Here is an 18330-nt window from a genome sequence, read left to right as displayed (position 1 = left end):
GAATCGAGTCTACCGGGGGCACGTGGGTCCCTTTCGCGGATCAACGCGTCTTCTCGGACCCGTCTCCCTGCAGGACGATGAGCGAGGTGTTCGTCTCGCCGCCGTGCTGACGGGGATCCGGCACCGCCGGCCCGGCCTTCGGCGAGCGCTTGGCCCGACGCTGCAGGCGATAGGCGATGTAGGACAGCAGCAGACACACGGCCACGTACATCGATCCGCCGACGATCGCCGCGGGGATCAGCGGCGACCCGTAGGGCGCCTGGTTGCCGATCTGGTTGATGACGTAGAGGAGCTCCTGGTACGTGATGATGAACCCGAGCGCGGTGTCCTTCAGCGCGACGACGAGCTGCGCGATGATCACCGGCATCATGGCCCGCACGGCCTGCGGGATCAGGATGAAGTACATCACCCCGGTCTTTCGCAGTCCGATCGCGTAGCCGGCTTCCTTCTGCCCACGGGGCAACGACTCGATGCCGGCACGCAGCACCTCGGCGAGCACGGAGCCGTTGTAGACGATCAGGGCGATCACGACGGCCCAGTACGGCGGCATCTTCACACCGATCACGGGGAGGCCGTAGTACAGCAGCATCATCAGGATGAGCACGGGCACCGCTCGCAGCACCTCGATGATCCACCGGACGGGCTCACGCACCCAGGCGTGCTCCGACAGGCGCCCGATGCCGAGCAGGAAGCCGAGGGCGATGGATCCGACACCGGCGACCGCGAATGCGGCCAGCGTGGCCACCAATCCCTCGCCGAACCGGACCCAGACCGCGGAGAAGGTGAAGATGTTCCACTTCTCCGCAGAGAACTGTCCCGTGGCGAAGAGTCTCCACACGACCCAGCCGAGCACGGCGAGGACGACGAGGACCGTTGCGGCTCCGATGAGCCGGTTGCGGACGACGGCACGAGGGCCGGGGACGTCGAAAAGGACGGAACTCATCGCGCGATCCTCCACTTGTTCTCGAGAACGCGCTGCACCCAGGCGAGCAGCAGCACCAGCACCACGAACAGGACCATGACCCACAGCAGGACGACGAGGGCGTTCTCCCCGCGCTCGCTGAGCGCCGCGCGGATGGTGCCGAGGTTGACGACGGAGAACCCCGCCGCCACCGTGGTGTTCTTCATGAGTGCGATGAGCACGCTCATCATGGGCGGGACGACCGAGCGCGTCGCCTGCGGCAGCACCACGTAGCGCATGACCTGTCCGAAGTTCAGGCCGATCGCACGCGCGGCCTCGGCCTGTCCGACCGGCACCGTGTTGATGCCGGCGCGCAGCGCCTCGGCGACGTAGGTCGCGGTGTAGAGCCCGAGGGCGATCACGGCCAGCAGGAGGGAGTTCACCCGCTCCCCCAGCAGGATGGGGAGGCAGAACGCGAAGAAGAACATGACGAGGGTGAGCGGCGTGTTGCGGATCCAGTTCACATAGATGCCGCCGACGGCCCGTGCGATCGGAACCGGCGATACTCTCGCGGCCCCGACGATGAGTCCGAGAACCAGCGCGATGATGCCACCGCCCAGGAACAGCACGATGGTTCCCCACAGTGCCTCTCCCCAGAGGTCGAGGTGGTCGGTGATGACTCCCACAGCTGCTCCTGTCGATTCGAGTTCTCGGATGTTCCTGCCGATGAGCGGGGCGGTCGAACCTGTCGACCGCCCCGCAGGAATCAGCCGATCGGGTCGACCTCGGGCTGCGTCGCCTTGACGCCGGAGGCACCCAGGTTGTTGTCGAAGATCTGCTGCCAGATCTTCGCGCCGTCGGTGAGCTGCGTGTTGAAGTACTCGACCAGCGCGTCATCGCCCTTGGCGAGTCCGATGCCGTAGCGCTCCTCGCTGAACGGCTCCCCGACGACCTTCAGCTTGTCCGGGTCCTGGGCCGCGTAGCCGATGAGGATCGCCTCGTCGGTCGTGACGGCATCCACCTGACCGTTCTTCAGGTCCTCGACGCACTTCGAGTACGTGTCGTACTCCTTGGTCGGCACGTCGGGGTAGTTCGTCTTGATGTTCTGGATCGGCGTCGATCCGGTCGCCGAGCAGACCGTCGTCTCGGCACTCAGGTCGTCGACGCTCTTGATGTCGCTGTCGGCGCCGACGAGGAGGCCCTGACCGGTGACGAAGTAGGGACCGGCGAAGGAGATCTGCTCCTTGCGCTTGTCGGTGATCGAGTAGGTGCCGACGTAGTAGTCGATGTCGCCGTTCACGATGGCCTGCTCGCGGTTCGCGGAGGCGATCGCCTGGAACTCGATCTTCTCCGGGTCGACACCGAGCGATGCCGCCATCCAGCGGGCGATGTCGACGTCGAATCCGGTGCGGTCGCCCGTCACCGGGTCGAGGTAGCCGAGGCCCGGCTGGTCCTCCTTGACGCCGACCTTGATCGTGCCGGAAGACTCGATCCGGTCGAACGTCGGGCTGCCGTCGATGCTGACGTCGGTCAGGACGGTCCACGGGGTGCTGCTGGAGGCCTCGCCCTCGTCGCCGCCCTCCGGTGCTCCTGTGCTGGACGGCGTACCGCTGTTGCAGGCGGTGAGCGCCAGCAGCGCGGCCGCTGCGATTCCGATACCTGCCAGTGTCCGTGTGCGTCGCATGTGCGTCTCCTTCGTGTGCTGTGTGTGCAGGGTCTGTGTGGTCGGTGCGTGGACGTCAGTGCGTGAGGAGCTTCGAGAGGAAGTCCTTGGCGCGATCGCTCTTCGGATGCGTGAAGAACTCCTCGGGAGTCGCCTCCTCCACGATCCGTCCGTCGGCCATGAAGACCACGCGGTCGGCGGCCTTGCGGGCGAAGCCCATCTCGTGGGTGACGACGATCATCGTCATTCCGTCGTGCGCCAGCTCGACCATGACGTCGAGGACCTCGTTGATCATCTCGGGGTCGAGGGCGCTGGTGGGCTCGTCGAACAGCATCACCTTGGGCTGCATCGCGAGAGCGCGGGCGATCGCCACGCGCTGCTGCTGGCCGCCGGAGAGCTGGGCGGGGAGCTTGTTCGCCTGCTGGGCGACGCCGACGCGCTCGAGCAGCATCATCGCCTCCTTCTCGGCGTCGGCCTTCTTGATGCCGCGGACCTTGATCGGGCCGAGTGTCACGTTCTCGAGGATCGTGAGGTGGGCGAAGAGGTTGAAGGACTGGAAGACCATGCCGACGTCCGCCCGCAGATGCGCCAGGCCCTTGCCCTCGGCCGGGAGCTCCTTGCCGTCGATGCTGATGCTGCCGCTCGTGATCGTCTCGAGACGATTGATCGTGCGGCAGAGCGTCGACTTGCCGGAGCCGGACGGGCCGATCACGACCACGACCTCCCCCGAGTTGACGGTCAGGTCGATGTCGGTGAGCGCCTGGAAATCGCCGTAGTGCTTCTGGACGTTCTCGACCACGACGAGCGGTGTATCAGAGGTCATCATTTCTCCAAACTAGCCACGTCGGACGCGGGTCTCCAGGCACCTCGGTGAGATTTACACGTTCGTAATCACCTGATCGCGGCACCAATGCAGCTGTGCATGGGTACCCCGCGGCCCGCCCCCACGGGCCGCGGAATCGTCCTGCTGCAGCACCCCAAAGACAGTTGAGCAGCAGGCGACGATCGTTCACGATCGACCTCACAATGACAGAGGGTGGACCCCGGTGTCAGACTTCTTGAGGATTTCTTGAGCAGTCAGCCGCGCAGGTCCCGGTAGTAGTCCACGGCCCCGGGGTGCAGAGGGACGGGACCGGTGAAGATCGCCGAACGACGGTCCAGCAACGCCGCGGTGGGCACCTCCCCCGCGATGCGCAGACGCGCGTCGAACAGCCCGGCGAGCACGTCGCGCACGACGGCGTCAGGGGTCGCGGCTGCCGTGACGAGATAGTTGGGCACCGCCATCGTCGGCGCGGAATCCACGAGGCCGTAGGTCCCGGCCGGGACATCTGCCGGACGGTAGGCGTGCGAGTACCGCTCGTTCACCTCGTTGACCCACTCCTGCTCGATCGGGAGCAGGCGAACCGGCGACCTCTCGGAGAGCTCCGCCACTCCAGGGGTCGGCAATCCGCCCACCCAGAAGAACCCGTCGATCTCCCCGCGCTCCATCGCGCCGATCGACTCGCTGAGGTCGAGCTGAGGGTTGCGGACAGACCCGAGATCGACGCCGGCCGCATCCAGCACGCGGGCGGCGATCACGTTCACCCCGGAGTTCTCCGCGCCGAGCGAGATCGTGCGGCCGGCGAGATCGCCGACGTCGTCGATCTCGGAGTCTCCCCGCACCACGACCTGCACGTATTCGTCGTAGAGCCGAGCGAGGGCCTGCACCTCCAGCGGCGCGTCGAAGGCCCCGGTGCCGGCCACCGCATCGGCGGCCGCATCACCCTGCGCGAACCCGATCAGGGCCTCCCCCGAGCTGACCCGCAGCAGATTGTCGACGGATCCCGCTGTCTCCTGCGCCCCCATCCGGATATCCAGCGATGCGGACAGCTCTTCGGCGAGGTGACTCCCGTAGTCGTAGTAGACGCCGGTCGACCCGCCGCTGGCGATCGCGTACTCCGCATCCGTCCACTCGCTCGCGCGAGGATTGCACGCGGTCAGCACCACCAGGAGCGTGATCGCGAGCGCTCCGGCGACGAGCCGCCGCGCGAGGGCCCTCACGGCGTCGTCCCGTCGTGGAGCACGAGCGCGACGGCGAGGCCGCCGCCCTCCGCCGAGGCCACGGAGAGTTCCCCGCCGACCGTCGCGAGCAGGTCGCTCGCGATGGCGAGGCCGAGCCCGGATCCGGGAGTGTCTCCGCTCTCGGCGCTGCGCCAGAACCGGTCTGTCGCCGCTGCCGCCTCCTCCGCGGTCAGACCGGGACCGTGATCGCGGACGGTGATCCGGCAGAGCCGGCCATCGCGTCGCGCACCGATCTCGATCTGCGCCCCCTCGGGGGAGAACTTCACCGCGTTGTCGATCACGGCATCCAGCGCACTCTCCACGATCGTCCGATCGGTCACGCTCATCACCGACGAATCCCCCGTGGCGCGCAAGCCGACTCCGCGCTGTGCGGCGACGTCGCGCCACGCGTCGAGGCGCCGGGCGGCGAGGGTCGCGAGGTCGACAGCGGAGATGGCCGAATCCCCGCGTCCGCCGCGCGCGAGGCCCAGCAGCGTCTCGAGGATACGGGTCATCCGTCGCCCCTCCTCCCGTGTCTCCTCGACGTCGTGCTGCCACTGCGTCCCGAGTCCGGTGGCCAGATGCTCCACGCGCAGGAGGAGAGCGTTCAAGGGGTTGCGCAGCTCATGAGAGGCGTTGAGTGCGAACTCCTGCTGGCGTGTCATCACCCGTTCGATCTCGTCGGCCATCCCGTTGAACACCTGCGCCATGCGGCGCAGCTCCGGCGGACCGTCATCCGCCGCGACTCGCGCGTCCATCTCACCCCGCTCGATCGCGACCATCGCCTCATCGAGCCGGCGCACCGGCGACAGCACCCATCGAGCGAGGCGGAACACGAGGAGCACTCCGAGCGCGATGAGCACCAGCGCGATCGCGGAGATGAGGAGGAACTGCTGCAGGATCGCGGCACGCGGCGCTTCGACGTCACCGGTGACCAGCACGGCGCCGATCACGTCCCCGTCGTCGAACACCGGCTCGGCCAGCGCCGCATCCGTGACGGTCCAGGGGAACACGACCGTTGGCTGCTCGGCCCGCCGCCCGGAGAGGGCCAGCCTGACCCTCTCGGCGTCTTCCTCAGGAAGGACCGCCGGATCCTGCTCGCCTGCGGCCCACACGCTGCCGCCGAGATCGAAGACGGTGACCTCGATTCCGTAGACCTCACGGAAGCGCATCACCTCGGCGTCGATCACCGCCGCGCTGCCGGATCGCAGAGCCTGACGCGCGCTCGTGGCGAAGTACCCGAGGTCGCCGAGCTGCTGCGTGTAGAACGCCTGCTGCACGCCGTGGGCGGCGCTCCATCCCGCAGCCCCGCCGAGCGCGGCCAGGATGGCGACGAGCGGTACGAGGAAGACGATGATCAGACGGCGCCGCATGCGTCACGACCCCGCAAGCCGATATCCGACACCACGCACGGTCTCGATGACCCCACGGACTCCGGTCTTCTTCCTGATCGCGCCGACGTGCACCTCGAGGGAGTGCCCGAACCCTCGCCAGTCGGTGTTCCACACCTCGCGGATCAGACGCTCCTTCGGCACAGCCACCCCCGGGTATCGGGCGAGGACCGCGACGATGTCGAACTCCTTGCGCGTGAGGTCGATCGGTGTGCCGTCGACGAGGACCTGCCGTGCGACGAGGTCGATCTCCACACCACCGTCATGCAGCAGCACACGGGCATCGGCCTCGGGTCGCATCGGTCGTGTTCTTCTGGTCACGGCCTCGATCCGGGCCAGGAGCTCGTGCACGTCATAGGGCTTGACCACGAAATCGTCGGCTCCGGCCCGCAGCCCTTTGATGCGCTCGGCGACCTGATTGCGCGCGGTCACGATCACGATCGGAACCTCCGAGCGGCCACGGATGCGGCGGCATAGGTCGACACCGTCGATGTCGGGAAGCCCGAGATCGAGCAGGACGACCTCGGTGTCCGCACCCAGCAGGTCCAGAGCTGCCGCTCCGTCCGCCGCGCGCACGGTCGCGTATCCCGATCGAGCGAGGAACGCCTCGAGCGCGCCGGCGACGCGGTCGTCATCCTCGACGATCAGAATCCTCATCGACTCCGTCTCCTGCTTCCTTCGGGGCCGAGAACTCAGCCGGCGGACGTCGCCCGCTGTGCGAAGGCGCTCTCGTAGAGGCACACGCTGGCGGCCGTCGCCAGGTTGAGGGATTCGGCACGGCCGAAGATGGGCAGCTTGAGCACCTGGTCCGCGAGCGCGAGCGCCTCGTCTTCGAGCCCGCGCGCCTCGTTGCCGAAGAGCCAGGCGGTGGGCTCTTCGAGCACGCCCTCGGCGCGTGCTTTCAGCAGATCGTCGCCCTTCACATCGGCCGCGAGGATGCGCAGGCCTGCGGCATGGGCGCGCGTGACGACATCGGCCAGGTCTCCCCCGACCGACACCGGCAGGTGGAAGAGCGACCCTGTCGTGGCGCGCACGACCTTCGGGTTGTACGGATCGACCGTGCGGCCGGTGAGCACGACGGCATCCGCACCGGCGGCGTCGGCAGCCCGGATGATCGTGCCGAGGTTCCCGGGGTCCCGCACCTCCTCGCAGATGGCCACCAGCCGTGGCGAGGAGTCGAAGATGTCGCGCACGGAAGTCGGTGTCTGCTGCACCACCGCGACCAGCCCCTGCGGGGTGACGGTGTCGGCCATCGCGTTGAGGACGTACTCGGTCACGTATTCGACATCGATCTCGGCCTCGGCGGCCTTCGCACGGATGTCGGGGTGCCTCTCCCAGCCGTTCGGCGTCGCGAACAGCTCGACGATCGCCTCGGGACGGTAGGTGAGCGCCTCGCGGACGGACTGCGGACCTTCCAGAAGGAACAGGCCCGTCTCGGTTCTCGCGCTGCGCTTGGTCAGCTTCGCGACGGCTCGGACTCGGGGCGAACGGGGGTTCTCCAGCACGATCACAGTCTAGAGAACGCGCGGCTGGTTCCCGCACCATCGGGATAGGGTGCCGGGATGAGCGACAGCCCCACGGTGAACAGCACCCGCCGACGGATCACCCTCGCCGTCGTCGCCGCCGTCACGGTAGGGAGCGGCCTCGTCGTTCACCTCGGTGTGAGCGGGATGATCGGCGACATCGTGGGCGATGCCCTGTACGCCGTGCTCATCTACGTGCTCGTCGCGTTCCTCGCCCCACGCCGCCCTCGTCCCGCGATCGCGGTCGTGGCATTCGTGTTCTGCGCCGCCGTCGAACTGCTTCAGCTCACCGGGCTTCCCCGCGAGTGGGCAGCCCTGTTCCCGCCGATCCGTCTCGTCCTCGGCTCGGGCTTCGATGTCCGCGACCTCGCGGTGTACGCCGGCGCGGTCGCCGTGGCGGCCCTCGTCGACGTGGTCGTCACCCGCGCATCCGCCGGTTCCGAGCCGACGAACGCCACAGGGCGCCCTCCCGAAGGAGAGCGCCCTGTGTGAAGAGATGCTTACGCAGCCGACTTCGGTGCGTTGACGTCGGAGGGCAGAGCCTTCTTCGCCGTCTCGACCAGCGTCGTGAAGGTCGCCGCGTCGTTGACCGCGAGGTCGGCGAGCATGCGACGGTCGACGGTGACACCCGCGAGGCCGAGGCCCTGGATGAAGCGGTTGTACGTCATGCCGTTCTGGCGAGCCGCAGCGTTGATGCGCTGGATCCACAGACGACGGAAGTCGCCCTTGCGCTTGCGACGGTCACGGTACGAGTAGACCAGCGAGTGGATGACCTGCTCTTTGGCCTTCCGGTACAGGCGCGAACGCTGTCCGCGGTAACCGGAGGCGCGCTCGAGGATGACCCGGCGCTTCTTGTGGGCGTTTACTGCCCGCTTGACTCTTGCCATTTTCCTGTGTTCCTATTCGTGCGTTCGGTGCGCGTCAGCGACCGAGAAGCTTCTTCGCGACCTTGGTGTCAGCCTTCGACAGCACCTGGTCCTGGTTCAGACGACGGGTGCGACGGCTCGACTTGTGCTCGAGGTTGTGGCGCATCCCGGCCTGCTGCTTCTTCAGCTTTCCGCTGCCGGTGATCTTGAAGCGCTTCTTAGCACCCGAGTGGGTCTTCTGCTTCGGCATCTTCTCTTCCTTCGTATGGCGCCTTCTCAGGCGACGGTGTCAACCCGCGGTGCGGGAGTTCTGGGGGCGGGGATCACTCCGCCGGAGCTGCAGCTGCGGCTGCGGGCGAATCGCTCTTCGCGTCGCGCGCCGCCTGCTTCTTGTCGGCACGCTGAGCATCGCGCACGGCGTTCTGCTCCTGCTTCGCCTCGGACTTGCTCTTGAGCGGAGCCACGACCATCACCATGTTGCGACCGTCGATGGTCGGGTTCGACTCGACGGTGCCGAACTCGGCGACGTCTTCGGCGAACTTGCGCAGCAGGCGGACGCCCTGCTCGGGACGCGACTGCTCGCGACCGCGGAACAGGATCATGGCCTTGACCTTGTCGCCGGCCTTGAGGAAGCCCTCGGCGCGCTTGAGCTTGGTCGTGTAGTCGTGCGCCTCGATCTTCAGACGGAAACGGACTTCCTTGAGGATCGTGTTCGCCTGGTTGCGGCGAGCTTCCTTTTCCTTCTGGGCGGCCTCGTACTTGAACTTGCCGTAGTCCATGATCTTGACGACGGGCGGCTTCGAGTTGGGGGCGACCTCGACGAGGTCGAGATCGGCTTCCTGCGCGAGGCGCAGCGCGGCCTCGATGCGGACAACGCCGATCTGCTCACCCGCGGGGCCGACGAGGCGGACCTCGGGGACGCGGATGCGCTCATTGGTACGGGGATCGCTGATGCGGAACTCCTTAGACGATGTGATTCGGCCACCGCGATGCTGTCTGCATCACGGGCGAAATCGGAATCGTCCCCGCCCACCGGCATTCAGACGCCGGCTCCGCACCCTTCCTGCCGGGTCCGTCTTGCGAACGGAGCCGGTGGAGTGCAAGACCCGGTAGCCTTGAACGGCAAGCGCGGGTGGGAAGTGAATCCTCTTTCGATCCGGAGCATGACGCTCCGGAGCCCGCCAAAGTCTAACAGAAAGCAAGGCGAAGTGACGAACCAGGCACCGGACGAGGCTGCACGTGAGCGCGAAGAGCGCTGGGCACGTCAGGAGGAGGCCGCATCGTCGGCCACCCGAGACATCGCCGATGTACCCGCTGTCGAGGTGATCACCACCGCCGCCGTGCACCTCATGAGCGCCGCAGCCGTCAAGCTCGGACTCGCCGACGATCCCGACGCCGCGGCGCAGATCGACCTCGACGAGGCGCGCAAGCTCATCAACGCTCTCGCCGGCCTCATCACCGCCGGCGCTCCCGAGATCAGTGACATGCACGCCCGCTCGCTGCGTGACGGTCTTCGTTCGCTGCAGCTCGCCTTCCGCGAGGCATCGACGATTCCCGACCCGATCGGCAAGGGACCGGGCGAGAAGTGGACCGGTCCGGTCAACTAGTCAGGGCTGCAGGATCAGGGGTTCCGCGGTGGAGGGGCCGGGGCAGGCGCCTCCGGTGTGGGTCCAGGCAATCGCCTCTTCAGCCTCGTGGATGAGGGTTCCCTGCGCGTCGAAGAGACGGATGTCGACGTCTTCCGGCGTGGACATGTCGAACATGAGGCTCCACGTCCCGTCGTCCTGACGGGACGTGGAGAACATGTTGGTCGAGGAGGTCTCGTCCTCCCCCGGCGCCGGTGAGCACTCCGCGTCCACGCAGAACTGGACGGCCGCGACCGCGGGGAATGCGCTCACGTCGACGACCGCCCCGTTGACGTAGCCGATTGCCGGGCACGCGGTGAAGCAGCCCGTGGTGCCGGTCGCGGCACCACACAGGAGCACGACCACGGCGAGGACTCGCATCAGACCGCGGGACATGCCCCGATCGTAGCGAAAGCGGTCAGGCGCTGCGGCGGAGCTTCACCGTGAGCGAATCCGCGAGCACGGCGATGCGGTCGTCGGACGCCCAGCGCTGAGCGAGGCGAGAGAGCACGGCGTCGAGCACCTCACGCTCCAGACCGTCGACGAGCTCGAGGATCACGATCAGCTCGGGGCCCCGGAGCCGTGCGTCGGGATCGCCCGCGGCCACCGCCACGTCGATCACGGCCAGTTCGTGCGCCACGCTCTCCTGGAGCGCGGTGAATACCTCGGTGGAGAGGAAGCTCGGCTCCCAGCGGTGCTCCTGAGCGATCGCCCACACCGCGGGGCGCCGGATGACGAACTCGGTCTCGGAGGTCGGGTCGAGCACGATCAGGTCGGTGTCTTCTGCGGAGGCCGCCAACGCGGCGCGGACCGCCTCGACCGGAATCGGTCGCGCGGTCGGATCCCAGGCCTGCATGGCCTGGACGGAGGAGAAGACCGGCTGCACGCGGCGTCCGTCGGGAGCCGCCACCGTCACGATGGACAGCTCCTGCGTCTTGTCGACGGTGAGTCCGTTCGGCGCGACGCCCTCGTCGCCCTTCTCCGCGATGAGCGGCACCAGCACCCGCGCACCCCGGAAGGCGTCGACCACCTCAGCCTGGCTGCCCTGTCCCGCACGGAAGCGAAGGATCGCGGCCAGGAGAGCGGGGTCTGCGGAGCCGTCGTCCCCCGCGTGCGGGTTCGACTCGAAGCTGCGCCCCTCCCAGGGGACGCCGGCCGAATCGCCGTGGTTGTGCGACTCGGGCCCGCAGGCGTGCGCGTCAGTCTCCTGCGACATCCAGTGCCTCAGCCAGCGTGAACGCGCCGGCGTAGAGTGCCTTGCCGACGATCGCTCCCTCGACGCCCAGCGGCACGAGCTCACGGAGCGCGGCGATGTCGTCGAGGCTCGAGATCCCACCGGATGCGACGACCGGCTTCGGGGTGCGCGAGGTGACCTCACGCAGCAGTTCGAGGTTCGGGCCGCGGAGCGTGCCGTCCTTCGTGACGTCGGTGACGACGTACCGGCTGCAGCCGGCGTCCTCGAGGCGCTCGAGAACCTCCCAGAGGTCACCGCCCTCCTTGGTCCATCCGCGGGCGGCGAGAGTCGTGCCTCGCACATCGAGGCCGACCGCGATCGCCTCGCCGTAACGACCGATCACGTCGGCAGCCCACTCCGGGTTCTCCAGCGCCGCGGTGCCCAGATTGATCCGGGTGGCGCCGCTCTCCAGAGCCGCCTCCAGCGTCGCGTCGTCGCGGATACCGCCCGAGAGCTCGATGTTCACGCCCTTGAACTGCTTGATGACCTTGCGCAGGATCGGCGCATTGCTGCCGCGACCGAACGCGGCGTCGAGGTCGACGAGGTGGATCCACTTCGCACCCTGCGCGGCCCACTCCCCCGCAGCATCCAACGGGTCGCCGTAGCTGGTCTCGGTACCGGCCTCGCCCTGGGTCAGGCGGACGGCCTTGCCCCCGGCGACATCGACCGCGGGAAGGAGCGTGAGCGAGGGGGACTGCGCGAAGTCGTTCATGGGGTCCTTGGATCGGGAAGCTCTTCGGCCCGGTGCGGGCACGAGAACCGAGGGTAGTCCGCCGGACGGCGGGGAACAAAACGGATGACGCCTGCCGGCGTCGTCAGAGGCTCTGGACCCAGTTGCGCAGCAGCTGGATGCCGGCCTCGCCGGACTTCTCCGGGTGGAACTGCGTCGCTGAGAGCGGGCCGTTCTCGACCGCCGCGAGGAAAGGATCCCCGTAAGTCGTCCAGGTGAGGACGGGTTCGGGGAACGGCGGGATGACGTCGAGCTCCCAGGACTGCGCGGCATAGGAGTGCACGAAGTAGAAGCGCTCCTGCTCGATGCCTCGGAACAGCACGCTGTCGGCACCCGGCTCGACCGTGTTCCAGCCCATGTGCGGAAGCACCGGTGCGTTGAGCTGGGTGACGGCCCCCGGCCATTCGCCGAGGCCCTCGGTATCGTGGCCGCGCTCGACGCCGTGCTCGAACAGCACCTGCATCCCGACGCAGATCCCGAGCACGGGGCGACCGCCGGCCAGACGACGATCGATGATCTCGTCTCCGCCATGGGCGCGCAGGGCATCACGCACAGCCTGGAACGCACCGACACCGGGCACGACGAGACCGTCGGCCTCGAGAGCGGTGGTGCGGTCGCGTGTCAGCACGGCATCCGCGCCGGCGGCCACGAGCGCCTTGACCGCCGAATGGACGTTGCCCGACTCGTAGTCGAAGACCGCGATGCGAGGTGCTGCGCTCACAGCGCGCCCTTGGTGGAGGGGACGCCGTCGACGAGAGGGTCCAGCGCCTTGGCCTGACGGAACGCACGGGCGAACGCCTTGAACTCCGCCTCGGCGATGTGATGAGGGTCGCGTCCGCCGAGCACGCGCACGTGCACCGTCAGAGCCGCGTTGAACGTGATGGCCTCGAACGAGTGACGCACGAGCGAGCCCGTGAAGTGCCCGCCGATGAGATGGTGCTCGAACCCGGCGGGCTCACCCGTGTGCACGAGGTAGGGGCGACCGGAGATATCGACGACGGCCTGAGCGAGCGCCTCGTCGAGCGGAACGAGCGCGTCACCGTAGCGGGAGATGCCGGACTTGTCGCCGAGGGCCTCGAGAATCGCCTGGCCGAGCACGATCGAGACGTCTTCGACGGTGTGGTGCGCGTCGATGTGCGTGTCGCCGGACGCGCGCACGGTCAGGTCGGTGAGCGAGTGCTTGGCGAACGCGGTGAGCATGTGGTCGAAGAACGGTACCGAGGTGTCGATGCGACTCGCACCGGTGCCGTCGAGATTCAGCTCGAGCTCGACGGTGGACTCCGACGTGCTGCGCACGCGGCTCGCTGTGCGCGGGGTCAGTGCGGGGGTGCTCATGAAGCCGATCCTATCGAGGCCAGGGCGTCGAGGAACGCGGTGGTCTCGGCCTCGGTTCCGGCACTCACCCTCAGGTGGCCGGGGATGCCGACGTCGCGCACGAGCACACCGCGGTCGTAGAGCTGCTGCCACGTCGCCTTCGGGTCGGCGACTCCGCCGAACAGCACGAAGTTCGACCACGTCTCGTGCGGCTGATAGCCGAGCGCCTCGAGGGTCGCCGTGATCCTGTCGCGCTGTTCGACGATCTCCTCGACCATCCCGAGCATGACGTCGGCGTTGCGCAGTGCCGCGATGGCCGCTGCCTGGGTGAGGGCGCTCAGGTGATAGGGCAGACGCACCAGCCGCAGCGCGTCGATGAAGGCCGGATCCGCCGCGAGATAGCCGACGCGAGCGCCCGCGAACGCGAACGCCTTGCTCATCGTGCGCGAGACGGCGAGCCGCGGACGCCCTTCGAGCAGCGTCAATGCGGACACGGCGTCGCGGGGAGCGAACTCCTGGTAGGCCTCGTCGACGATAACGATGCCCCGAGCCGCGTCGTAGACGGCTTCGACGACGTCGAGCCCCAGCGGCGTGCCGGTGGGGTTGTTGGGCGAGCAGAGAATCACCACGTCCGGGTCGGCGGCCCGCACCTGCTCGGCGGCCTCCTCCGGCGTGATCGTGTAGTCGGGCTGCCTGGTGCCGGCGATCCACCGCGCCCCGGTCCCCTGGGCGATCAACGGGTACATCGAGTACGTGGGCGCGAAGCCGAACGCCGTGCGCCCCGGCCCGCCGAACGCCTGCAGGATGTGCTGGAGCACTTCGTTGGACCCGTTACCCGCCCAGATCTGTTCGGGTGTGAGCCCGTGCCCCAGATACTCGGCGAACGACTCACGAAGGGTGCTGAACTCCCGGTCGGGGTAGCGGTTGACGTCGCGGATCGCGACGGCGATGTCGTCGAGGATGTCGCTGGCCACTTCATCCGGGATCGGATGCGTGTTCTCGTTCACGTTGAGCGCGATCGGAAGGGGCGCCTGCGGAGCGCCGTACGGCGTCAGTCCGCGAAGATCATCACGTAGCGGGAGATCGTTGAGGGAGAGGGTCACCCTTCCCATGTTAAGCGGCGCCCCGAGTCGATGACGCAAAGTTGCTGCAGCGACGCTGCGGCAGGATCAGTTCACGTACTGGGCCGGGATGGCCAGTGTCTGACCGATCTGGAGCTCGCCACCACGCAGCAGGTTCATCCGGCTGATCTCACCGATCACGTCGCGCGGGTCGGCGTCGGGGGCGACGCCGGTGGCGATCGACCAGAGTGTGTCGCCGGGCATGACCGTGACGGTCTCGACGCTGACGGCCGCGGTGTCTGCACCCGAGGCGATCGCACTGCCACCGCTGAGTGCGGCGAACGCGATGCCGGCCGCGAGCGGCACGGAGGCGAAGGCCAGCAGCACGGCGCGGCCACGCGTCGTCAGTCGGAGTCGCGTCGAAGGACGGGTCGACGCCGGAATGACTGCTGCGGTGCTGAAGCTGATGCTGCTCATGTGGTGCTCCTTAGCCTGTCCCGGAGCCGTGAGGCCACCGGGGAAGTTGGCGTAGCGTTCGCATTCCCGCCTCGGCCGGGAGCCGTGAATGCGAAGCTACGTACCGAAGATATCTTCGAGTTCGAACATCTGTCAAGTATTCTTCGAAACCCCACCGACGATTAGGCCGACACGCTCGAACAGATCTTCCAGATCGGCCCGATTCTCGGATACGGTTTCGATAAGGACACCCCACCACGGGCCTCCGACATTCGAAGAGGGACGTCGGATCACGCACTGAAGGAGCACCATGAGCGAGAACTCTGCCCCCGAGTCGGAGGCACCGCGCACGCGCCGCCGGAAGAGCCTCAGCCCGAAGCAGATGGCGATCCTCGAGGTCATCCAGAACTCGATCGCGCACCACGGCTACCCGCCGAGCATGCGCGAGATCGGCGACGCCGTCGGCCTCAAGTCCCTCTCCAGCGTCACCCACCAGCTCGGACAGCTCGAGCTCAGCGGCTATCTGCGCCGCGACCCCGGGAAGACGAGAGCCATGGAAGTGCTCATCGATCTGCCTGGCACCAGCACCGAGAGCCCCGCAGACGTGGCGACCCCGGTCGGAGACGCCGCGCTCGTCCCCCTCGTCGGACGCATCGCAGCCGGCGTGCCGATCACCGCCGACCAGCAGGTCGAGGAGATCTTCCCCCTCCCCCGCCAGCTGGTGGGCAAGGGCGACCTCTTCATGCTCAAGGTCTCCGGCGAGTCGATGATCGATGCCGCCATCTGCGACGGCGACTGGGTCGTCGTCCGCTCCCAGAACAGCGCCGAGAACGGCGAGATCGTGGCAGCGATGCTCGACGGCGAGGCCACCGTCAAGGTGCTGCGTCGCCGCGACGGCCACACCTGGCTGCTCCCCCGCAACTCCGCGTTCGAGCCCATCCTCGGTGATGAGTCCGTGATCCTCGGGAAGATCGTGGCAGTACTGCGCGCGGTCTGAGACGAGACGGCACGATGAAGCCCCTCCCGGGTGCCGGGAGGGGGTTCGTGTCGTCGGGCGACGGATCAAGACCGCGATGCTCCCGTCCTGACGAACGGGCGTCCACCTTCGACGCCTAGGCTCGAAGCATGTCGTCGTCCCCCTACGGTTCCTGGCCCTCGCCCTTCTCCGCGGCCTCCGTCGCGGCCTCCTCTCCGCGCATCGACGGAGCCCGCTTCGTCGGTGCGGAGATCTGGTGGGGTGAGTCGGTACCCGCCGAGAAGGGACGCGTGACGGTGCGGAGCTCCTCCGGCTCCGAGATCCTCCCCGCCCCCTGGAGCGCGCGCTCTCGCGTGCACGAGTACGGCGGAGGCGCCTGGACGGCCGATGAGCACGGCACGCTGTTCTTCGTCGACGCAGGAGACCAGCGGGTGCGCCGTCTGAGCGTCGGAGCCGAACCCGTCGCCCTCACCGCCCCCGGTCCCTCGCACGGCGGCCTGCGCGTGCAGAACGGCCGCCTGCTGGCCGTGCGCGAAGACCTCTCGGCCACGCCGCACCTCCGCTCGATCGTCGAGATCCCGCTCGATGGATCCGCCGCCGAAGACCCGTCCGCGATCAGGGTGATCGTGCAGGGAGACGGCTTCTTCGCCCACCCCGCCCTCTCTCCCGACGGGACCCGCGCGGCATGGGTCGGCTGGGAGCGAGGACGGATGCCCTGGGAGGACGCGCACGTTCAGGTCGCAGAGGTCCCCGGCGGGACGCCACACACGATCCCCTCGCGGGCGGCGCTGCAGCCGGAGTGGCTCAGCGACGCGGAACTGATCTTCGCCGACGATCCAGACGGTCGCTGGGCTCTGCAGCGTGTCACGCTCGATGGGGTGACTCCCACCGGGCCGGCGCGACCGTTCGCCCCTGCTGGCGCTCCTGTCGATGCGGATACCGGCTACGGGCTGTGGGTGCTCGGCAACCGCTGGTACCAGCCGCTCGACGACGGCCGCATCGTCGCCGTCCGCACGAACGGCCGCGACGAGGTCGTCGTGATCGATGCCGACGGCGGCGTGAGCGTGATCGACTTCCCCGGTGACGGCCACGTGAGCATCGATGCCGTCGACGGCGCCAGGGTGCTCCTCTCGGGCAACGGCTCTCGGGCGACGGCGGGCCTGTGGTGCGTCGACATCGAATCCGGCGAGTTCATCGCCGTGCGCGGCGGCGAGCCGGTCGATCCGGAGTGGATGCCCGCGTCCATCCCGATCGAGATCGAGGGTCCCCGCGGCGCGGTGCACGCATTCGCCTATCCTCCGGCCAACCCCGACACGTCGGCGCCCGACGATGAGCGCGCACCCTACGTCGTGCTGGTGCACGGCGGACCGACGGCGCACGTCACCGGCGCGGCGTCCGCGGCGATCGCCTTCTACACGAGCCGGGGCATCGGCGTGCTCGACGTGAACTACGGCGGATCCACCGGCTACGGCCGCGCCTACCGCGAGCGTCTCGACGGCCAGTGGGGGGTGGTCGACGTCGACGACGTGATCGCGGCCGCCCGCGGACTCGGCGACGCCGGACTCGCCGACCCCGCCCGCATCGCGATCCGCGGCGGTTCGGCAGGTGGCTGGACGGTGCTGTCGGCGCTGGTCCGCGGTGGTGCCTTCGCCGCCGGGATCAGCCGCTACGGCGTGGCCGACCTGCGCATGCTGGTGGCGGAGACGCATGACTTCGAGGCGTCGTACATCGACGGCCTGGTCGGACCGCTCCCCGAGTACGAGCATCTGTACATCGAGCGTTCGCCGCTCACCCACACCGATCGCATCGATGTGCCCGTGCTGCTCCTGCAGGGTGGGGAGGACCGCGTGGTTCCGCCGTCGCAGTCCGAGGCGATCCGCGACGCGCTCACAACCCGCGGCATCGACCACGAGTACGTCCTGTACCCCGCCGAGGGGCACGGCTTCCGCAGCGCGGAGACGATCGTCGACGCCCTCGAACGGGAGCTGAGGTTCCTCGGCCGCGTCTTCGGGTTCGAGCCGCGCCTGTGAGGGCCGGGGACTACTCCCCTACGCGGTTGCGCAGCCGCATGGCGCGGTCGGCCTCGCGGGTGTCCTGACGCTCGCGCAGGGTCTGACGCTTGTCGTATTCGCGCTTGCCCTTCGCGAGAGCGATCTCGACCTTGGCGCGACCGTCCGAGAAGTAGAGCTTCAACGGGATCAGGGTGTATCCGCCTGCTGACACCGCGTGCGCGATCTTGGCGATCTCCTCGCGGTGCAGCAGGAGCTTGCGGATGCGCTTGGCCGAGTGGTTGGTCCAGTGCCCCTGCGAGTACTCGGGGATGTGCACGGAGTCGAGGAAGACCTCGTTCCCCTTGACGAACGCGTAGCCGTCGCTGAGGTTGGCGCGTCCCTGACGCAGTGACTTGACCTCGGTGCCGGTGAGCACCATCCCCGCTTCGTACGACTTCTCGATGGTGTAGTCGTGACGTGCGCGACGATTGGTCGCGATGACCTTCTCTCCGCGTTCCCTGGGCATGATGCTCTCCTGTTGCCGTGATGAGCTCGATCG

General features: G+C 68.1%; 23 protein-coding genes. 4 read left to right on the top strand and 19 right to left on the bottom strand.

The annotated features are described in order from the left end of the window. Positions 1-40: 40 nt before the first annotated feature. The 8 genes from ASC55_RS17115 to ASC55_RS17080 form a co-directional block, all read right to left on the bottom strand. On the bottom strand, positions 41-943 hold the full coding sequence (locus ASC55_RS17115) for an amino acid ABC transporter permease (RefSeq protein WP_055877961.1): 903 nt from the start codon (positions 941-943) through the stop codon (positions 41-43). Beyond that, positions 940-1587: an amino acid ABC transporter permease gene (locus ASC55_RS17110; protein ID WP_055871047.1), complete on the bottom strand. Its 648-nt coding sequence runs from the start codon at positions 1585-1587 to the stop codon at positions 940-942. Before ASC55_RS17110 ends, ASC55_RS17115 begins: the two co-directional genes overlap by 4 nt. Positions 1588-1667: 80 nt before the next feature. After that, positions 1668-2585 carry a glutamate ABC transporter substrate-binding protein gene (locus ASC55_RS17105; RefSeq protein ID WP_055871044.1) on the bottom strand — a complete coding sequence of 306 codons (918 nt, stop codon included), beginning with the start codon at positions 2583-2585 and terminating at the stop codon, positions 1668-1670. Between the two features lie 55 nt (positions 2586-2640). After that, on the bottom strand, positions 2641-3390 hold the full coding sequence (locus ASC55_RS17100; protein ID WP_017828570.1) for an amino acid ABC transporter ATP-binding protein: 750 nt from the start codon (positions 3388-3390) through the stop codon (positions 2641-2643). Positions 3391-3641: 251 nt separating this feature from the next. Then, entirely contained in the window at positions 3642-4604 is a 963-nt protein-coding gene (locus ASC55_RS17095; protein WP_055877796.1) for a TAXI family TRAP transporter solute-binding subunit, read from the bottom strand. Then, on the bottom strand, positions 4601-5977 hold the full coding sequence (locus tag ASC55_RS17090) for a sensor histidine kinase (protein WP_055877794.1): 1377 nt from the start codon (positions 5975-5977) through the stop codon (positions 4601-4603). The genes ASC55_RS17095 and ASC55_RS17090 overlap by 4 nt, the downstream gene beginning before the upstream one ends. Before the next feature lie 3 nt (positions 5978-5980). After that, positions 5981-6652 (bottom strand): response regulator transcription factor, encoded by a 672-nt coding sequence (locus tag ASC55_RS17085; RefSeq protein ID WP_055877792.1) that lies wholly within the window; start codon positions 6650-6652, stop codon positions 5981-5983. A 35-nt stretch (positions 6653-6687) separates the two neighbouring features. Beyond that, the gene (locus ASC55_RS17080) at positions 6688-7500 is read right to left on the bottom strand and encodes a TrmH family RNA methyltransferase (RefSeq protein WP_055877958.1); all 813 of its coding nucleotides are present in this window, start codon (positions 7498-7500) and stop codon (positions 6688-6690) included. Positions 7501-7557: 57 nt separating this feature from the next. Between ASC55_RS17080 and ASC55_RS17075 the strand changes: the two genes are divergently transcribed. Then, positions 7558-8010 (top strand): ribosomal maturation YjgA family protein, encoded by a 453-nt coding sequence (locus tag ASC55_RS17075; protein ID WP_082524396.1) that lies wholly within the window; start codon positions 7558-7560, stop codon positions 8008-8010. Between the two features lie 8 nt (positions 8011-8018). Here the strand turns inward: ASC55_RS17075 and rplT are convergent, their stop codons facing one another. The 3 genes from rplT to infC all read right to left on the bottom strand — a co-directional run bounded on the left by rplT (position 8019) and on the right by infC (position 9337). After that, positions 8019-8405 (bottom strand): 50S ribosomal protein L20, encoded by a 387-nt coding sequence (gene rplT, locus ASC55_RS17070; protein WP_017202428.1) that lies wholly within the window; start codon positions 8403-8405, stop codon positions 8019-8021. A gap of 34 nt (positions 8406-8439) precedes the next feature. After that, positions 8440-8634, bottom strand: coding sequence for a 50S ribosomal protein L35 (gene rpmI, locus ASC55_RS17065; RefSeq protein WP_017828564.1), 195 nt, complete (start codon positions 8632-8634; stop codon positions 8440-8442). 73 nt (positions 8635-8707) lie between these two features. After that, positions 8708-9337: a translation initiation factor IF-3 gene (infC, locus tag ASC55_RS17060; RefSeq protein ID WP_157559480.1), complete on the bottom strand. Its 630-nt coding sequence runs from the start codon at positions 9335-9337 to the stop codon at positions 8708-8710. Positions 9338-9592: 255 nt separating this feature from the next. On the opposite strand from infC, the gene ASC55_RS17055 reads away from it, so the two are divergent. Then, positions 9593-9991 carry a DUF1844 domain-containing protein gene (locus ASC55_RS17055; protein WP_017828562.1) on the top strand — a complete coding sequence of 133 codons (399 nt, stop codon included), beginning with the start codon at positions 9593-9595 and terminating at the stop codon, positions 9989-9991. Here ASC55_RS17055 and ASC55_RS17050 read toward each other — a convergent pair whose 3' ends face one another. The 7 genes from ASC55_RS17050 to ASC55_RS17020 form a co-directional block, all read right to left on the bottom strand. Continuing rightward, positions 9992-10405 carry a hypothetical protein gene (locus ASC55_RS17050; RefSeq protein ID WP_055871030.1) on the bottom strand — a complete coding sequence of 138 codons (414 nt, stop codon included), beginning with the start codon at positions 10403-10405 and terminating at the stop codon, positions 9992-9994. A gap of 22 nt (positions 10406-10427) precedes the next feature. After that, entirely contained in the window at positions 10428-11225 is a 798-nt protein-coding gene (locus ASC55_RS17045; protein ID WP_055871027.1) for an SseB family protein, read from the bottom strand. Further along, positions 11209-11955, bottom strand: a complete 747-nt coding sequence (priA, locus tag ASC55_RS17040; protein ID WP_017828559.1) for a bifunctional 1-(5-phosphoribosyl)-5-((5-phosphoribosylamino)methylideneamino)imidazole-4-carboxamide isomerase/phosphoribosylanthranilate isomerase PriA — start codon at positions 11953-11955, stop codon at positions 11209-11211. The genes ASC55_RS17045 and priA overlap by 17 nt, the downstream gene beginning before the upstream one ends. A 103-nt stretch (positions 11956-12058) precedes the next feature. Then, complete coding sequence (gene hisH, locus ASC55_RS17035; protein ID WP_055877785.1) at positions 12059-12694, bottom strand: imidazole glycerol phosphate synthase subunit HisH; 636 nt, start codon at positions 12692-12694, stop codon at positions 12059-12061. Continuing rightward, the gene (hisB, locus tag ASC55_RS17030) at positions 12691-13308 is read right to left on the bottom strand and encodes an imidazoleglycerol-phosphate dehydratase HisB (protein ID WP_055877783.1); all 618 of its coding nucleotides are present in this window, start codon (positions 13306-13308) and stop codon (positions 12691-12693) included. The genes hisH and hisB overlap by 4 nt, the downstream gene beginning before the upstream one ends. Continuing rightward, complete coding sequence (locus ASC55_RS17025) at positions 13305-14390, bottom strand: histidinol-phosphate transaminase (RefSeq protein ID WP_055871018.1); 1086 nt, start codon at positions 14388-14390, stop codon at positions 13305-13307. The genes hisB and ASC55_RS17025 overlap by 4 nt, the downstream gene beginning before the upstream one ends. 66 nt (positions 14391-14456) lie before the next feature. Beyond that, the gene (locus ASC55_RS17020; RefSeq protein ID WP_055877780.1) at positions 14457-14825 is read right to left on the bottom strand and encodes a LysM peptidoglycan-binding domain-containing protein; all 369 of its coding nucleotides are present in this window, start codon (positions 14823-14825) and stop codon (positions 14457-14459) included. Between the two features lie 289 nt (positions 14826-15114). Here ASC55_RS17020 and lexA point away from each other — a divergent pair, with 289 nt between their 5' ends. Together lexA and ASC55_RS17010 are read left to right on the top strand one after the other, a co-directional pair. Further along, positions 15115-15801: a transcriptional repressor LexA gene (gene lexA, locus ASC55_RS17015; protein ID WP_017828554.1), complete on the top strand. Its 687-nt coding sequence runs from the start codon at positions 15115-15117 to the stop codon at positions 15799-15801. A 128-nt stretch (positions 15802-15929) separates the two neighbouring features. After that, the gene (locus tag ASC55_RS17010; RefSeq protein WP_055877777.1) at positions 15930-17810 is read left to right on the top strand and encodes a S9 family peptidase; all 1881 of its coding nucleotides are present in this window, start codon (positions 15930-15932) and stop codon (positions 17808-17810) included. Positions 17811-17820: 10 nt separating this feature from the next. Here ASC55_RS17010 and smpB read toward each other — a convergent pair whose 3' ends face one another. Next, positions 17821-18297 carry an SsrA-binding protein SmpB gene (gene smpB / locus ASC55_RS17005; protein ID WP_017828552.1) on the bottom strand — a complete coding sequence of 159 codons (477 nt, stop codon included), beginning with the start codon at positions 18295-18297 and terminating at the stop codon, positions 17821-17823. Positions 18298-18330: the final 33 nt, after the last annotated feature.

Source organism: Microbacterium sp. Root322 (genome assembly GCF_001425645.1).
In the GTDB taxonomy this organism is placed as follows: Bacteria; Actinomycetota; Actinomycetes; order Actinomycetales; family Microbacteriaceae; genus Microbacterium; species Microbacterium maritypicum.
Note: the sequence above shows the minus strand (reverse complement) of the source record. Positions and strands in the feature narration are given on the sequence as shown.

What these genes read in the sequence shown, in the direction of transcription:
- ASC55_RS17115 (WP_055877961.1), bottom strand. Translation starts at nt 943, where the DNA reads ATGAGTTCCGTCCTTTTCGACGTCCCCGGCCCTCGTGCCGTCGTCCGC.
- ASC55_RS17105 (WP_055871044.1), bottom strand. Translation starts at nt 2,585, where the DNA reads ATGCGACGCACACGGACACTGGCAGGTATCGGAATCGCAGCGGCCGCG.
- ASC55_RS17100 (WP_017828570.1), bottom strand. Translation starts at nt 3,390, where the DNA reads ATGATGACCTCTGATACACCGCTCGTCGTGGTCGAGAACGTCCAGAAG.
- ASC55_RS17090 (WP_055877794.1), bottom strand. Translation starts at nt 5,977, where the DNA reads ATGCGGCGCCGTCTGATCATCGTCTTCCTCGTACCGCTCGTCGCCATC.
- ASC55_RS17085 (WP_055877792.1), bottom strand. Translation starts at nt 6,652, where the DNA reads ATGAGGATTCTGATCGTCGAGGATGACGACCGCGTCGCCGGCGCGCTC.
- ASC55_RS17075 (WP_082524396.1), top strand. Translation starts at nt 7,558, where the DNA reads ATGAGCGACAGCCCCACGGTGAACAGCACCCGCCGACGGATCACCCTC.
- rplT (WP_017202428.1), bottom strand. Translation starts at nt 8,405, where the DNA reads ATGGCAAGAGTCAAGCGGGCAGTAAACGCCCACAAGAAGCGCCGGGTC.
- rpmI (WP_017828564.1), bottom strand. Translation starts at nt 8,634, where the DNA reads ATGCCGAAGCAGAAGACCCACTCGGGTGCTAAGAAGCGCTTCAAGATC.
- ASC55_RS17050 (WP_055871030.1), bottom strand. Translation starts at nt 10,405, where the DNA reads ATGTCCCGCGGTCTGATGCGAGTCCTCGCCGTGGTCGTGCTCCTGTGT.
- ASC55_RS17045 (WP_055871027.1), bottom strand. Translation starts at nt 11,225, where the DNA reads ATGTCGCAGGAGACTGACGCGCACGCCTGCGGGCCCGAGTCGCACAAC.
- priA (WP_017828559.1), bottom strand. Translation starts at nt 11,955, where the DNA reads ATGAACGACTTCGCGCAGTCCCCCTCGCTCACGCTCCTTCCCGCGGTC.
- hisB (WP_055877783.1), bottom strand. Translation starts at nt 13,308, where the DNA reads ATGAGCACCCCCGCACTGACCCCGCGCACAGCGAGCCGCGTGCGCAGC.
- ASC55_RS17020 (WP_055877780.1), bottom strand. Translation starts at nt 14,825, where the DNA reads ATGAGCAGCATCAGCTTCAGCACCGCAGCAGTCATTCCGGCGTCGACC.
- lexA (WP_017828554.1), top strand. Translation starts at nt 15,115, where the DNA reads ATGAGCGAGAACTCTGCCCCCGAGTCGGAGGCACCGCGCACGCGCCGC.
- ASC55_RS17010 (WP_055877777.1), top strand. Translation starts at nt 15,930, where the DNA reads ATGTCGTCGTCCCCCTACGGTTCCTGGCCCTCGCCCTTCTCCGCGGCC.
- smpB (WP_017828552.1), bottom strand. Translation starts at nt 18,297, where the DNA reads ATGCCCAGGGAACGCGGAGAGAAGGTCATCGCGACCAATCGTCGCGCA.